Below are 14,549 nucleotides of genomic sequence, written 5' to 3'. Positions count from 1 at the left end.
CCGGTGACGACCGGTGACCGGTGCCACGCGCGCCGCACGGTCGTCGCCGTCAGCCGTCACCGACTCCCGGAGAGCCCACGCCCGTGCCCTCGACGCCCGCGTTGACCACCAGCCCGAACGTCCCCTCGCCCAGCGCCCGCGTCACCACCGTCGGGTACATGATCTTCGCGTCGCGCTGGCTCCAGGCGCCGCTGTACTTCGGCCTCATCGTGGCCCAGGTGGTCTACGTGTGGCAGTTCCTCAAGGAGCTGTGGCTGCTCGTCGTGGGCGGCTTCACGGGCCGTGCGACGGACCACGCGACGCACGAGGTGGTCAGCTTCGGCGCCGAGGAGATCATGCTCGCGGTGCTCGGGCTCGTGGACGTCGTCATGATCTCCAACCTGCTCATCATGGTCATCGTGGGTGGCTACGAGACGTTCGTCTCGCGCATCCGGCTCGAGGGCCACCCCGACCAGCCCGAGTGGCTGAGCCACGTCAACGCGAACGTGCTCAAGACGAAGCTCGCGATGTCCATCGTCGGCATCTCGTCGATCCACCTGCTGCGCACGTTCATCGACAGCAGCCGGTACACGCCGACGCAGCTCATGTGGCAGACGCTCATCCACCTCGCGTTCGTCCTCTCGGCGCTCGCCCTCGCGCTCATCGACCGCATGTCCCTCACCGCGCACCAGCGCGCGGCGAACGCCGCCGCCGCGGGCGAGGGCCCGGCCGACCCGCACGCATGAGCCGGCCCGACGACGTCCCCCGCCCCCGCGCCGACCCCGCGCCCGACGTGGCGCGGGCGGCCGCCGCGGACGTGCCGGACGTCGTCGGCGTGCCGGACGCCGAAGAGGTTCCGGACGTCGTCGAGCACGTGGCCGAGCAGGCCGTCGAGGACGAGGTCCGCGCCGCGGTCCGCCAGGCCGTGTCCGTCTCCGTCGCGACGGGCCTGTACGGCATCTCGTTCGGCGCGCTGTCGGTCGTCGCGGGCCTCGACGTCGCGCAGACCATGGCTCTGAGCCTGCTCATGTTCTCGGGCGGCTCGCAGTTCGCGCTCATCGGCGTGGTGGGCGCCGGGGGCGCGCCGGTCGCCGCGATCACCACGGCGGGCTTCCTCGGCGTCCGCAACGCGCTCTACGGCGCGCAGCTCGGCCCGCTGCTCGCGCTGCGCTCGTGGCACAAGGTCGTCGCGGCCCAGTTCACGATCGACGAGTCGACCGCCGTCGCGACCGCGCAACGGTCCCGGCGCGCCGTCCGGGCCGGTTTCTGGTGGACGGGCGTCGGCATCTTCGTCCTCTGGAACGCGATGACGCTCGTCGGGGCGCTCGCGGGCGACGCGCTGGGCGACCCGCGCGCCTGGGGGCTCGACGCCGCCGCGGCGGCCGCGTTCCTCGGCCTGCTGTGGCCGCGGCTCGCGACGCGCGCGATGCAGCTCACCGCGGCCGCGGCGGTGGTCGTCGCCGCGGCGCTCGTCCCGGTCGCGCCGGGCGGCGTGCCGGTGCTCGCGGCGGCCGCGGTCGCCGTCGTCATCGGTCAGGTCGACGCGCGGCGCCGACGGGCCGCCGACCGTGCGGGGACCGCGGCCGGTCCCCGCGGAGAGGAGCCCTCGTGACCTCAGCGACCGTCTGGGTCGTCGTGCTCACCGCGTCCGCGGTGTGCTTCGCGCTCAAGCTCGCCGGCCACCTCGTGCCCGAGCACTGGCTCGCCGACGAGCGCGTCGCGCGCACCGCCGCGCTCGTCACCGCCGCGCTCCTCGCGGCGCTCGTCACGGTGCAGACCGTCGGCGACGGGCAGGCCCTCGTCGTCGACGCGCGCCTGCCCGCGCTGGGCGTCGCGGCCGTCGCGCTCGCGCTGCGCGCGCCGTTCATCGTCGTCGTGGTCCTCGCCGCGGTCACGGCCGCGGGCCTGCGCGCGCTCGGCTGGGGCTGAGGCCGTCCCGGCGCCCGGCCGGGTCTCGTAGGGTGAACCCGTGAGCCTCTTCCGCGAGACCGCCGACGTCTCCGTCCGCCCTGCCGTGCCCGGCGACGACGTCGCGATGACCGCGATCCAGGTCGGGGCGTGGCGCTCCTCGCACGCCGACGTGCTCGGCGACGACGTCCTCGACGCGCTCGACACCGTGCGGATGCGCGAGCAGTGGGCCGCCGCGATCTCCTCGCCGCCCGGTCCCGGCTTCGCGGTGCTCGTCGCGTGCGCGGGGGCCGACGTCGTGGGGTTCGCCGCGGTCGCGCCCGGTCAGGTCCTCGCGCTCGAGGTGGAGCCGCGCCACCAGCGCGGCGGGCACGGGTCGCGCCTGCTGGCGGCGGCCGTCGACCGGCTGCGGCGCGACGGCGCGGACGAGGTCGTCATGTGGGTCCTCGACGGCGACGCCGCGCGCGAGGCGTTCCTCGCCGGGTCCGGGCTCGGTCCCGACGGGCGCACCCGGACACTCGCGACCGGGCTCCGGGACGTCGTCGAGCGGCGCTGGACGGCCGAGATCTGAGGACCGCGGGACCCCGCGTCACGCAGCCGTGACACGCCCGTGACCCGTTCGTCCCCGTGACCTGCGAGGATCGTCCGCCATGGGCATCCTCACCGACTACTTCGCCGCGCCGGACGACGCACGGGCCGCGCTCGCCGCCCAGGCGGGACCGGCCTCCCCCGACCCGCTGACCACGCAGCCGGGCTTCGCGACCGTGGAGCTCAAGGGCATCGACCCGTTCGTCGTCCTCGGCACCCTGGCGAGCCTGCTCACCGACCGCCCGTACGCCGAGGTCACGGCGGACGCCCGCCACGGCTCGCTCGTCGCGACCGGAGGTGACGAGGGGCCGTGGGTGGTCTCCGTGACGGACGTGCTCGTCGGGGCGCTCGCCTCCGCGGCGCCCGCCGCGCTCGACGAGGTCGCCGTGCGGTGGGCGGCGACGGAGGAGCTCGAGGGGTCGGACCCCGCGGGCCTCGCCGACGCGCTGCACCGGCTCGCGGCGCTGTGCGTCCGCGCCGACGACGCGGGGCACCGGCTCTACTGCTGGACGAGCCTGTGACGCGCGTGCCCGGGCGCCGTCAGGCCCGGCGCCGCGCGCGGTAGAGCGCCGCGGCCTTGCGCAGCGCCTCCCGGGCCCGACGGCGGTCGCGCGCCGCGTCGTAGGCGAACGCGAGGTGGTACCACGCCTCCCAGCTCGTCGGGTCGGCGTCGACCGCGTCCCGGTACGGGCCGAAGGCCGCGTCGGCGGCGTCCCGGTCGATCCGGCCGCCCGGCGAGCGCGGCAGGTCGTCGACGGGCAGGCGGCCGCGGTCCGCGAGGTCGTCGGCCATGCGCTGCACGGTGCCGGCGAGCAGGAACTCGCGCCCGACCAGGCCGACGACGAGCAGCGGCAGCACGAGCACGCCGGCCCCGATCGCCATGGCCACGGGCTCGCCCGTGCCGATGAGGGCGGCGGACCGCCCCGCGACCTGCCACACGTAGAGCGCGAGCAGGAGCGTGACGAGGACCGCCCCGACGATCGCCTTCCACGGGCGCCCGGCGCGCGACCGCGCGCGCGAGCCGCCGTCCCCGGGTCCGGAGGCGTCCGGGCCGCTGGACCCGCCGGGCACGCTCACGCGAGGTCCAGCACGTTCTCGAGGCCGACGGTCAGCCCGGGCCGGCCCACGACCTCGCGCACCGCGAGCAGGACGCCCGGCATGAACGAGACCCGGTCGAACGAGTCCTGCCGGATGACCAGCTGCTCGCCCGTGTTGCCGAACAGGATCTCCTCGTGCGCGACGAGGCCGCGCAGCCGGACGGCGTGCACGCGCACGCCGTCGACGTCGGCGCCGCGCGCCTCCCAGCCCGTCTCGGTCGCGTCCGGGCCCGTCCCGAGACCGGCGTCGGCCCGTGCGGCGGCGATCGCCGCGGCGGTGTGCCGCGCGGTGCCGGACGGCGCGTCGACCTTGTCCGGGTGGTGGAGCTCGATCACCTCGGCCGACTCGAAGTACCGCGCGGCCTTGGCGGCGAACGTCATCGCGAGGACGGCGGACAGCCCGAAGTTGGGTGCGATGAGCACGCCGAGCCCCGGCGCGCCCGCCGCGGCAGCACGACCGAGGTGCGCGACGACGCGACCGCGGCTCTCCTCCGTCCAGCCCGTGGTCCCGACGACGGCGTGCACGCCCGCGTCGATCAGCGCGTGGACGTTCGCCTCGGTCGCGGCCGGGACCGTGAAGTCGACGGCGACGTCCGCGCCGCCGAGCGTCGCGGCGGCGACCTCGTCGCCCGCGTCGAGGCGCGCGACGAGCTCGAGGTCCGCCGCGCCCTCGACGGCGGCGCAGACGGTCGCGCCCATGCGCCCGGCGGCGCCCAGGACGGCGACCCGCAGCGGGCGACCGGGCTCCCTGCCGGGGGCGGTCGGTGCGGGATCGGGCGCGGGGGTGCTCTGCTCGCTCACGCCCGTCACCCTATCGCCGCAGCGCGCGTCGACCGGTGCCGCGTCCGCCGCACCGGGCAGTGGGTCTGCCCACAGCACGACGACGGCCGCCCTCCGCGAGGAGGACGGCCGCCGCGAGACGCTGTGGAGGCGGGCTCAGTCGCCGAACGGCCCGACGCGCACCACGGAGCGCGGGCGCGACGCGAGGTCGTCGGCGAGCTTCTGCACGTCGTCGGCCGTGACGGAGCGGATCGCGTCGAGCGACTCCTCGACGCTCAGGAGCTCGCCGTAGACGAGCTCGGCCTTGCCGAGCCGGCTCATGCGCGAGCCGGAGTCCTCGAGGCCGAGGACCATGCCGCCCGAGAGCTGGCCGATGCTGCGGTCGAGCTCCGCGCCGGTGATGCCGTCGGCCGCGAGGCGGTCGAGCTCGCTGTGCAGCAGCGCGGTCACCTCGTCCACCTTCGACGGCGCGCACCCGGCGTAGAGGCCGAACGTGCCGATGCCGCCGTGGCCGGACGCGAACGAGTAGGTCGAGTACGCGAGGCCGCGCCGCTCGCGGATCTCCTGGAAGAGCCGCGAGCTCATGCCGCCGCCGAGGACGGCGCTGAGCACGGAGAGCGTGAAGCGACGGTCGTCCGTCGCGGCGAGACCGGTGCCGCCGATGACGACGTTCGCCTGCTCGACCGCACGGTGGACCGACAGCTCGACGCTCGCGGCCCCGACGCCCACCAGGGCGGGGTCCGCGGGGTCGCGCCGCGCGCGGGGTGCGCCGGACGCGTCGAGCGTCCAGCCGCCGTCGCGCAGCGCCGTGCCCACCTGCTCGACCAGCGTGTCGTGGTCGACGCCGCCCGCCGCCGCGACGACGAGCGTCTCGGGGCGGTAGTGCCAGCGGTAGTGCTCCCACACGGCGTCCCGGGGCACGGCGTTGATCGTGTCCGGGGTCCCACCGATGGGCCGCCCGAGCGGGTGGCCGGCGAGGACCGCCGCGGCGAACTCCTCGTGCACGACGTCCGAGGGGTCGTCGTCGTTCATCGCGAGCTCTTCGAGGATCACGCCGCGCTCGGTCTCGAGCTCGTCGGGGTCCAGGCGCGCTGAGGTCACCATGTCGGTGATGACGTCGACCGCCATGGGGAGGTCGGCGTCGAGCACGCGCGCGTAGTAGCACGTGTGCTCCTTGCCCGTCGCCGCGTTGGCCTCGCCGCCGACGGCGTCGAACGCCTCGGCGATGTCCATCGCGGAGCGGCGGGCCGTGCCCTTGAACAGCAGGTGCTCGAGGAAGTGCGTCGACCCGAAGTGGCCGTCGGTCTCGTCGCGCGAGCCGACGCCGACCCACGCGCCCACCGTCGCCGAGCGCAGGCCCGGCATCGACTCGGTGAGCACGCGGACCCCGCCGGGCAGGACGGAGCGACGGATCGTCGCGCCGTCCTGCCCGGCGGTCAGCTCGGCCCCGGCGTCACCCGCCGGGACGAGCGGAAGGTCCCACGGCACGTCAGGCGTCCGCGTCCTCGGTCGCGGGAGCGTCGGCCGGAGCCTCGTCCTCGACCACGGCGTGCAGCGAGAGCTTGCCGCGCGGGTCGATCTCGCCGATCTCGACCTGGACCTTCTGGCCGATGGACAGCACGTCCTCGACGTTCTCGACGCGCTTGCCGCCCACGAGCTTGCGGATCTGGCTGATGTGCAGCAGACCGTCCTTGCCCGGGGAGAGCGAGATGAACGCACCGAACGACGTCGTCTTGACGACCGTGCCGACGAAGCGCTCGCCGATCTCGGGGACGTGCGGGTTGGCGATCGCGTTGATCGCCGCGCGGGCGGCCTCGGCCGACGGGCCGTCGACGGCGCCGATGTACACGGTGCCGTCGTCCTCGATGGAGATGTCCGCGCCCGTCTCCTCCTGGATCTGGTTGATCATCTTGCCCTTGGGGCCGATGACCTCGCCGATCTTGTCGACCGGCACCTTCACGGAGATGACGCGCGGGGCGTTCGGGGACATCTCGTCGGGCACGTCGATGGCCTCGGCGAGCACGTCGAGGATCGTCAGGCGCGCGTCGCGCGCCTGCGTCAGCGCACCGGCGAGCACCGAGGCGGGGATGCCGTCGAGCTTGGTGTCGAGCTGGATGGCCGTGACGAACTCGCGCGTGCCGGCGACCTTGAAGTCCATGTCGCCGAACGCGTCCTCGGCACCGAGGATGTCGGTGAGCGCCGCGTAGCGGGTCTCACCGTCCACCGTGTCGGAGATGAGGCCCATCGCGATGCCCGCGACGGGGGCGCGCAGCGGCACGCCCGCGTTGAGGAGCGAGAGCGTCGAGGCGCACACAGAGCCCATGGACGTCGAGCCGTTGGAGCCGAGAGCCTCGGACACCTGGCGGATCGCGTAGGGGAACTCCTCGCGGCTCGGCAGCACCGGCACGAGCGCACGCTCGGCGAGCGCGCCGTGGCCGATCTCGCGGCGCTTCGGGCTGCCCACGCGGCCGGTCTCGCCGGTCGAGTAGGGCGGGAAGTTGTAGTTGTGCATGTAGCGCTTGCGCGTCTCCGGACCGAGCGAGTCGATCTGCTGCTCCATGCGGAGCATGTTCAGCGTGGTGACGCCCATGATCTGGGTCTCGCCACGCTCGAAGAGCGCGGAGCCGTGCACGCGCGGCAGCACCTCGACCTCGGCCGAGAGGGTGCGGATGTCCGCGAGCCCACGACCGTCGATGCGCACGCCGTCGGTGAGCACGCGCTGGCGCACGAGCTTCTTCTGGAGCGCGCGGTACGCGGCGGAGAGCTCCTTCTCGCGGCCGTCGAACCCGGCCTGGAGCTTGCCCACCATCTCGTTCTTGATCTCGTCGAGACGGTTCTCGCGGTCCTGCTTGTCCGCGATGGCGAGCGCCTCGCGCAGGTCCGTCGCGACCTCGGCCTCGACCGCGGCGAACGCGTCGTCCTGGTAGTCCAGGAAGACCGGGTACTCCTTGACGGGCTTCGCGGCCTGCGCGGCGAGCGCCGACTGCGCGTCGCACAGCGCCTTGATGAACGGCTTGGCCGCCTCGATGCCCTCGGCGACGACCTCCTCGGTCGGCGCGGCCACGCCCTCGTCCTTGACGAGGCCCCAGGCGCCGTCGGTCGCCTCGGCCTCGATCATCGCGATCGCGACGTCGTCGCCGACGACGCGACCGGCCACGACCATGTCGAAGACCGCGCGCTCCTTGTCGGAGTACTTGGGGAACGCGACCCACTGGCCGTCGACCAGCGCGATGCGGACCGCGCCGACCGGGCCGGAGAACGGCAGGCCGGAGATCTGGGTCGACGCCGACGCGGCGTTGATCGCGAGCGTGTCGTACGCGTCGTCCGGGTGGAGCGCGAGGACCGTGATGACGACCTGGACCTCGTTGCGCAGGCCCTTGACGAAGAGCGGGCGCAGCGGGCGGTCGATGAGGCGGCACGCGAGGATCGCGTCCGTCGAGGGGCGGCCCTCGCGGCGGAAGAACGAGCCGGGGATGCGGCCCGCGGCGTACATGCGCTCCTCGACGTCCACCGTCAGCGGGAAGAAGTCGAACTGCTCCTTGGGGTGCTTGCCGGCCGTCGTGGCCGACAGGAGCATGGTCTCGTCGTCGAGGTACGCGGCGACGGAGCCGGCGGCCTGACGGGCGAGGCGCCCGGTCTCGAACCGGACGGTGCGGGTGCCGAAGCGACCGTTGTCGATCGTGGCCTCGGCGAACTGGATCTCGGGACCCTCCACGGGTGCCCTCCCTTTCTCGAAGCGCCGCCCGGGTAGCCCTGTCGAGGGTTCCGGTCCGTGCCCCGGCGCGTGGCGCAGGGGCTCCGGTCGCACTCGACGCTCGGCGGTCTTCGATCGAGGTCCACGGCGGTTCCCGCACCGGTCCGTCCGAGGACGGTGCCGTGGGGGTCCGTGAGCCACTACCGAGGACCGAACGAGAGGCCGGCGGCGCGGTGGGTGGTGTGCGGCTGGGTGGTGCTCAGCCGGGGTGTGACGGGTACATCACACCAGACCAGCCCGGTCCCTGCAGGGACCGGGCTGGCGGTGTCGTGTCAGCGACGCAGACCGAGGCGCTCGATGAGGCTCCGGTAGCGGTTGATGTCGACCTTCTGCAGGTAGCCGAGCAGGCGACGGCGCTGGCCGACGAGGAGGAGCAGACCACGACGGCTGTGGTGGTCGTGCTTGTGCTCCTTGAGGTGCTCGGTGAGGTCCTTGATGCGCTGCGTGAGGAGCGCGACCTGGACCTCGGGCGAACCGGTGTCGCCCTCGCTCGTCGCGTACTCGGTCATGATGCGCTGCTTCGTGGCAGTGTCGAGCGGCACGGTTCTCCTTCGGGTTCGTTGCGCGGTGCGCCGGGACGGATCTCCCGGGCTCTCTCTGTCCGCGGCCGGTCAGACGGCGCATCCATCTTACCAGGTGGACGCGCCGTCGCCCGCCGCGGCCCCGTCGTCCCGGCCGGACCGCGCGTCGTGCCTCAGGGGGCGCCGTCGTGCCCGGCCGTGCCGTCACCGCGGAACCGGCCCGCGGCGTCGGGCAGCACCCCGGCGAACCGGAGCAGGTCCGGCAGCGTGAGGACGAGCGACCCGTCCTCGAAGTGCACGCCCTGCGCGGGCGTCCAGTGGTTGCTCGTGCGCACGTACGACGTGTCGTCCTGCCGCAGCAGGTACACGAACGTCTCCGCGAGCACGCGGCTGCCGACCTCGCCGAGGAAGCTGCCGTCGCCCTGGAGCTCGGCCTCCTTGAGGACGTAGTACCACAGCGGGGTGCCGCCGTGCTCGCCGTCCCGCAGGGCCGCGAGCGCCTGCTTCACGTCGTCGCTCGCCCGGTCCTCGAGCTGGGCCGGGGTGAGCGGGACGACGCCGAAGGCCGCCGCGACGGCCTCGCCCGTGGGCAGCGCGAGCATGTAGCCGCGCAGCAGGTTGCGCTGCGCGAGCTGCTTCTGGAGCGCGCTCGCGACGAGCTGGGCCGGCGTGTGCGCGGGCGGCTCGGGCGGCAGGTTCCCCTCCTTGACCATCGTGCCCAGGCTCGGCGCGAGGAACGTGTCGATCTTCTCCGCCGCGCGGAACGTCCGCGGGTCGCCCTTGTCGACGAACCGCGCCCACTCGATCGGCCAGTTGGACGGCAGGACGGGGGTGCCCTGCGGTCCCGGGCGCAGGCTGCCGCCGTTCCCCGTGAACTGAAAGAGCTGCGTCAGGCTCGCGTTCGCGGGCGGCGGGCCCGTGAAGTTGACGTTGAAGTCGTAGGAGTCGCGGATCATCGAGTGCCCGAACCGGAACGCCGCGACCGCGAACTCGAGCGGCATGGAGATCGGGTACCGGGGCCGGAAGAACGACGTGTCGCGCAGGAGCGTCGCGTCGAGCACGCCCGGCTTGGTGAGGGTGCGCAGGTAGTCGTTGACCACGAGCCACTGGTAGTGCCATCGCACGAGCTGGCTCGCGCGCTCGAACACGCCGCGCTCCCCGCCCGTGAGCCGGGTCCAGGGCTCGACGTCGTCCACCCAGTCCACGACGGCGTTGTGGAACCGGATCATCGCGAGGTGGAGCTGGGCGACCACGAGGTTCTCGTCGTTGCGCCCGTCCGGGATCAGCGGCGCGCCGCCGTCGTCGCGCGGCAGGTCGCGCTGCGCGTCGTCGCCGGGCGCCACGAGCGAGAACGACGGACCGCCCGGGATGACGAGCGGCTCGGTCGAGATGCGGCCGAGCCGCAGCTTCGCCGAGCCCGGCACGTACGACGCCTCGCTGCGCGTCGTGCGGTACCCACGCTCGCCCTCGAACCGCGGCCCGCTGCCGTACAGGGAGTCGAGGTTGAGCGCCGGGTGGCGCCCGTTGTGGAGCGAGCGCACCACGACCCACGGCGCGAAGACCCGGAAGGGCACCGCGTCGACGTCGCCGAGCGCCTGGTCCCCGTCGCGGCCCGTCGTCGTGTCGGGGCCGTTGGTGTTGAGCGTGATGTCGTGGTCGATGAACTGGCCCCAGTACGTGTACACGGCCGGCACGTGGGAGTCGAGGCTGCGCGGCAGCTGCCCGGGCGGGGTGACGGGCCGGGCGACCATCGCCGCCCCGAGCGTCTTCAGCGCGGCGACGGTCGCGGCCGTCGCGCCGTTCCCGACCGGGAGGTGGAACCGGGGGAAGCGCTCCGCGAGCTGCGGGAACAGGTAGTCGAACGCGGTCGTGGAGTCGTACCGGTGGTGCTCGAGGTCTCGCGCCACCGCGGCCTCGGCCGCGGGCAGGAGCGGTGCGTCCGACTCCGCCGGGTCCTCGTCCGCGTCGGTCGCGACCTCGTCGGGGACGACGGCCGACCCGTGCCCGACGCTGCGGACGGTCCGGCCGACCGGGGTGGACGCCTGGTCGACGGCGTCGGGTGCGACGTCGTCGACGACGGTCTCGGCGACGGGAGCCGCCGTGTGCTGCTGAGCCTCCATGGCTCTGCCCTCTCTGTCGGAGGTCTTCGTGCGGCCCGCGCGGCGGGCCGCCGGCGCCCCCGCGGGCTGCGCGCGCGGGGACGGGTGCGACCGCCCCCGGGCCGCAGCCCGAGGACCCCGCGGCCGCCTGGGCGCCGTGCACGACGGCGCCGCTCACCCGGAGGGAGGGCCTGGCGCCGGTGTCGTGACACGGCCGGGCAGCGCCCGCAGGACGGTGCGGTGACGGTCTCGAGGACGGTCCCGACGACGCCCGCACGACGTCTCGGGCGAGGACCCCGCGGACGCGCCGCGACGGCCCGGCCGGGCTCAGCCCCGCAGGAGGCCGCGGCGCCGGGCCTCGGCGACGGCGGCCGTGCGCGACGGCGCGCCGAGCTTGTCGTAGACGTGCACGAGGTGCGTCTTCACGGTCGCGCGCGAGAGGAACAGCTCGTGCGCGATCTCGTCGTTCGTGCGCCCCTCGGCGACGAGCGCGAGGACCTCGAGCTCGCGCGCCGTGAGCGCCGTGCCCGGGCTGCGCAGCCGGCCGAGCAGCCGCCGCTGCACCGCCGGGCCGAGGGCGACCTCGCCCGCCGTGGCCGCGCGCACGGCCGCGACGAGCTCGTGGGTCGGCGCGTCCTTGAGCAGGTATCCGCGAGCGCCCGCCTCGACCGCGGCGAGGATGTCGGCGTCCGCGTCGTAGGTCGTGACGACGAGCACGGGCGGACCGTCCGTCGCGACGATCTCGCGGACCGCGTCCACGCCCCCGAGTCGGCCGGGGCCGAACTGCAGGTCGAGCAGCACGACGTCGGCCCGCAGCCCGCCGCGCAGCCGCGCGAGCAGCTCCTCGGCGGAGCCGACCTCGGCGACGACCCGCACGTCCGGCTCGGCCTCCAGCACGGCGCGCAGGCCGGTCCGCACGACGGGGTGGTCGTCCGCGAGGACGACGTCCACGGCGGTCCCGGTCATCGCTCCTCCTCGGTGCAGGCGTCGGTCTCGGTCCGGGTGTCGGCCGGGCGGTCGGCGGGGCGGTCGGCCGGGTCGTCGGCCGGGTCGTCGGCCCGGTGGTCGGCAGCCGCGCCCGACCGGGTCCCGGTGGTCGCCGCGAGCGGCACCCACGCGGCCACCGCCGTGCCCGCCCCCGGCGCGGACTCCACGGACAGCGTGCCCCCGAGGTCCGCGACCCGCGCGCGCATGGCGCCGAGGCCGAAGCCGCCGGGCCGGTCCGCCGCCGGCGCGGGGACGGCGTCCGGGTCGAAGCCGCGCCCGTCGTCGACCACGTCGAGCGCGACCGCGTCGTCCCCCGGCCCGGTGCCCGCGAGGAAGCTCACGGTGACGGCGGCGCGCGTCGCACCGGCGTGCCGCTCGACGTTGGCGAGCGCGGACTGCGCCACGCGCAGCAGGGCGGCCTCGACCTCGGTCGGCAGCGGGACGGGCTCGCCGCTCACCCGCACGACGACGCGCGGTCCGCCCTCGGCGGCCCGGCCGGACGCGCGGTCCGCGACGCGGCGCAGGGCCCCGACGAGGTTCGACGACGCGAGGTCGGCCGGCGCCAGCGCGCGCACGACGCGGCGCGCCTCGGCGAGGTTGTGCCGCGCGACCTCGCGCGTCTGCTCGACGTACCCGCGCGCGGTCTCCGCGTCGCCGGCGTCGAGCGCGGTCCGGGCCGCGCGCAGGAGCAGCTCGGCGGACGAGAACCCCTGGGCGAGCGTGTCGTGGATCTCGCGCGCCAGGCGCTCGCGCTCGGCCGCCACCGCCCGCTCCCGCTCCGACGCCGCGAGCTCGTCCCGAGTGCGCACGAGCTCGTCGAGCGTGCGCTGGCGCTCCTGGGACTCCCGCACGACCGCCTCCAGCGCGAGGACGACGACGACCGCGACGGCCCCGCCGATGGCCGGCCCGAGCACGAACGGCAGCGCGACGCGCGCGGTCCACACGGCCATGACGCCCACGACGAGCACGACGACCACCGCGACCGCGACCGGGCCCCGGCGCGGGCCGAGGACGTGCATCGCCACGAACATCAGGGGGAACGCGACCCAGACGGCGGTCGTCGTGACGAGCGACAGCCCGACCCAGAGGGCCACGAGACCGGTCACCCACGCGCCCGCGGGCCACCACGCACCGCGCGGCGCGCGCACGTCGACGGGCACGGGGACGCGACGACGGCCCACCACGTACAGCGCGAGCAGGGCCGCGCCGAGCAGCACGGCGCCCACGCCCCGCGCCGTCGACGTGACGAGCGCGCCCGCGACCGCGAGCGCGACCAGCCCGACGAGCAGCACGTCCAGGCCGCGCCGCAGCCACCGCGTCGCGGCCGGCACGACCGGCGCGACGCGACCGGCCGCCGATGTCGCACGGTCGACCGATGCACGGCCCGACGACGCACGGCCCGTCGGCGCAGCACGGCCCGCGAGCGCGGCAGGCTCGGCGGGCTCGGGTCCGGGCGGGGTCACGCCGTCACCCTAGCCACGGCGCCGCGGCCCGGCATCGTCCGAACGGTCGATCCCGGGCTCGTCCCTGCGGCGCCCCAGGACCGGTCGGACCGGTGATCCGCGGCGCGCCCTGACGCGGGACGGTGGACGGGACGTCGGGACGAGTCCTGCGACGCACGACCGCTCGTGCTCGCCGGAGCGCGTCCCCGCCCCCGCACTCTGTCCCACTCGCTGCCCTCGAACCCCGGAGGTCTCCCCCGTGTTCCTCGCCCTGCGCGACCTGCGCCACGCGCGTGGTCGCTTCGCGCTCATGACGGTCGTCGTCGCGCTCATCACGTTCCTCGTCGCGTTCCTCGCGGCGCTCACCGCGGGCCTCGGCCGCGCGAGCACCTCGGCGGTCACCGACCTGCCGGTCGACCGCGTCGTCTTCTCGCCCCCGGAGGAGGGTGCGTCCCCCTCCTTTACCGAGTCCGAGGTGACCGCCGCGCAGACGGACGCCTGGGCCGCCGTCCCCGGGGTCGACGCCGCGGAGCCGCTCGGCGTCGCGACCGTGCGCGCGTCCGGCGACGCGACCGCCGCCGTCACCGCGTTCGGCGTGCGGCCCGGTTCGGGGCTCGTGCCCGGCACCGACGACGGCGGCGCCGACGTCTCCCCCGGCGCCGTCGTGCTCTCCCGCGGCGCGGCCGACGCGCTCGGCGCCGACGTGGGCGACCCGGTGGACGCCGGACCGCTCGACCTGACGGTCTCCGCCGTCGCGGACGTCGAGGCGGACTACGCGCACACGCCGGTCGTCTGGGTGTCCCTCGACGACTGGCAGGCCGTCGGAGCGCGCGGCGGCGCCTCGTCCGACGACGCGGCAGCCGGGCAGGTGGCCACCGTCGTCACCCTGCGGTTCGGCGACGACCCGCCGACCGCGGACGTGCTCGCCGCCACGGACGCGCGCCTCGGCACCGTGACCGCGACGCCGCGCGAGGCGCGCTCGGCCATCTCGTCGTTCACCGCCGAGAACCTCTCCCTGACCCTCATGCAGGTCTTCCTCCTCGCGATCTCGGCGCTCGTCGTCGGCGCGTTCTTCACCGTCTGGACCATCCAGCGCGCGGGCGACGTCGCCGTGCTGCGCGCGCTCGGTGCCTCGACGCGCTACCTGCTGCGCGACGCGATCGGCCAGGCCGGCGTCGTGCTGGGCGTGGGCGTCGGCGTCGGCACGGCCCTCGCGGCCGGCGCGGGACTGCTCGCGTCCCAGGTCATGCCGGTCGTCGTCGACCTCTCGACGACCCTCGTGCCCGCCGTCGTGCTCGTCGTGCTCGGCGGCCTCGGCGCGGTCCTCGCCGTGACGCGCGTCGCGCGCGTCGACCCGCACGCGGCGCTCGCGGCCCGCTGACCCTTCTCCCTCT

The 14,549-nt window shown here is 75.3% G+C and carries 14 protein-coding genes; 6 read left to right on the top strand and 8 right to left on the bottom strand.

Features of this window, described 5'->3' with window-relative positions; all coding sequences use genetic code 11:
- Positions 1 to 158: 158 nt before the first annotated feature.
- The 5 genes from E1O70_RS16560 to E1O70_RS19975 all read left to right on the top strand — a co-directional run bounded on the left by E1O70_RS16560 (position 159) and on the right by E1O70_RS19975 (position 2,996).
- On the top strand, positions 159 to 725 hold the full coding sequence (locus tag E1O70_RS16560) for a TIGR00645 family protein (protein WP_009862975.1): 567 nt from the start codon (positions 159 to 161) through the stop codon (positions 723 to 725).
- Positions 722 to 1,591 (top strand): AzlC family ABC transporter permease, encoded by an 870-nt coding sequence (locus tag E1O70_RS16555; protein ID WP_082774400.1) that lies wholly within the window; start codon positions 722 to 724, stop codon positions 1,589 to 1,591. The genes E1O70_RS16560 and E1O70_RS16555 overlap by 4 nt, the downstream gene beginning before the upstream one ends.
- Positions 1,588 to 1,908, top strand: a complete 321-nt coding sequence (locus tag E1O70_RS16550) for an AzlD domain-containing protein (RefSeq protein WP_043658086.1) — start codon at positions 1,588 to 1,590, stop codon at positions 1,906 to 1,908. The genes E1O70_RS16555 and E1O70_RS16550 overlap by 4 nt, the downstream gene beginning before the upstream one ends.
- Before the next feature lie 40 nt (positions 1,909 to 1,948).
- Positions 1,949 to 2,458, top strand: coding sequence for a GNAT family N-acetyltransferase (locus E1O70_RS16545; RefSeq protein ID WP_061267551.1), 510 nt, complete (start codon positions 1,949 to 1,951; stop codon positions 2,456 to 2,458).
- A 79-nt stretch (positions 2,459 to 2,537) separates the two neighbouring features.
- Entirely contained in the window at positions 2,538 to 2,996 is a 459-nt protein-coding gene (locus E1O70_RS19975; RefSeq protein WP_061267550.1) for a hypothetical protein, read from the top strand.
- Positions 2,997 to 3,015: 19 nt separating this feature from the next.
- Here E1O70_RS19975 and E1O70_RS16535 read toward each other — a convergent pair whose 3' ends face one another.
- From E1O70_RS16535 to E1O70_RS16500, 8 genes are all read right to left on the bottom strand, one after another.
- Positions 3,016 to 3,546: a hypothetical protein gene (locus tag E1O70_RS16535; protein WP_370670909.1), complete on the bottom strand. Its 531-nt coding sequence runs from the start codon at positions 3,544 to 3,546 to the stop codon at positions 3,016 to 3,018.
- 2 nt (positions 3,547 to 3,548) lie between these two features.
- Positions 3,549 to 4,304 carry a 4-hydroxy-tetrahydrodipicolinate reductase gene (gene dapB, locus E1O70_RS16530; RefSeq protein ID WP_034656111.1) on the bottom strand — a complete coding sequence of 252 codons (756 nt, stop codon included), beginning with the start codon at positions 4,302 to 4,304 and terminating at the stop codon, positions 3,549 to 3,551.
- A gap of 204 nt (positions 4,305 to 4,508) precedes the next feature.
- A complete protein-coding gene (locus E1O70_RS16525) occupies positions 4,509 to 5,840 on the bottom strand; it encodes a M16 family metallopeptidase (protein ID WP_061267549.1) in 1,332 nt (443 codons plus the stop codon).
- Position 5,841: 1 nt separating this feature from the next.
- A complete protein-coding gene (locus tag E1O70_RS16520) occupies positions 5,842 to 8,067 on the bottom strand; it encodes a polyribonucleotide nucleotidyltransferase (protein ID WP_021479898.1) in 2,226 nt (741 codons plus the stop codon).
- 311 nt (positions 8,068 to 8,378) lie between these two features.
- On the bottom strand, positions 8,379 to 8,648 hold the full coding sequence (rpsO, locus tag E1O70_RS16515) for a 30S ribosomal protein S15 (RefSeq protein WP_021479897.1): 270 nt from the start codon (positions 8,646 to 8,648) through the stop codon (positions 8,379 to 8,381).
- A gap of 152 nt (positions 8,649 to 8,800) precedes the next feature.
- Positions 8,801 to 10,747 (bottom strand): peroxidase family protein, encoded by a 1,947-nt coding sequence (locus E1O70_RS16510; RefSeq protein ID WP_061267548.1) that lies wholly within the window; start codon positions 10,745 to 10,747, stop codon positions 8,801 to 8,803.
- A 306-nt stretch (positions 10,748 to 11,053) separates the two neighbouring features.
- Positions 11,054 to 11,692 carry a response regulator gene (locus E1O70_RS16505; RefSeq protein WP_061267547.1) on the bottom strand — a complete coding sequence of 213 codons (639 nt, stop codon included), beginning with the start codon at positions 11,690 to 11,692 and terminating at the stop codon, positions 11,054 to 11,056.
- Positions 11,689 to 13,176, bottom strand: a complete 1,488-nt coding sequence (locus E1O70_RS16500; RefSeq protein ID WP_240696743.1) for a sensor histidine kinase — start codon at positions 13,174 to 13,176, stop codon at positions 11,689 to 11,691. Before E1O70_RS16500 ends, E1O70_RS16505 begins: the two co-directional genes overlap by 4 nt.
- 238 nt (positions 13,177 to 13,414) lie before the next feature.
- Here E1O70_RS16500 and E1O70_RS16495 point away from each other — a divergent pair, with 238 nt between their 5' ends.
- The gene (locus E1O70_RS16495) at positions 13,415 to 14,536 is read left to right on the top strand and encodes an ABC transporter permease (RefSeq protein ID WP_061267546.1); all 1,122 of its coding nucleotides are present in this window, start codon (positions 13,415 to 13,417) and stop codon (positions 14,534 to 14,536) included.
- Positions 14,537 to 14,549 lie beyond the last annotated feature (13 nt).

This window comes from Cellulosimicrobium funkei (genome assembly GCF_004519295.1).
Taxonomy (GTDB): Bacteria; Actinomycetota; Actinomycetes; order Actinomycetales; family Cellulomonadaceae; genus Cellulosimicrobium; species Cellulosimicrobium funkei.
This window is presented reverse-complemented; position numbering and strand designations above follow the sequence as displayed.

Excerpts from the sequence above, each read along its gene's own strand:
- E1O70_RS19975 (WP_061267550.1), top strand. The coding sequence starts at position 2,538 with ATGGGCATCCTCACCGACTACTTCGCCGCGCCGGACGACGCACGGGCC.
- E1O70_RS16560 (WP_009862975.1), top strand. The coding sequence starts at position 159 with ATGATCTTCGCGTCGCGCTGGCTCCAGGCGCCGCTGTACTTCGGCCTC.
- E1O70_RS16505 (WP_061267547.1), bottom strand. The coding sequence starts at position 11,692 with ATGACCGGGACCGCCGTGGACGTCGTCCTCGCGGACGACCACCCCGTC.
- E1O70_RS16510 (WP_061267548.1), bottom strand. The coding sequence starts at position 10,747 with ATGGAGGCTCAGCAGCACACGGCGGCTCCCGTCGCCGAGACCGTCGTC.
- E1O70_RS16555 (WP_082774400.1), top strand. The coding sequence starts at position 722 with ATGAGCCGGCCCGACGACGTCCCCCGCCCCCGCGCCGACCCCGCGCCC.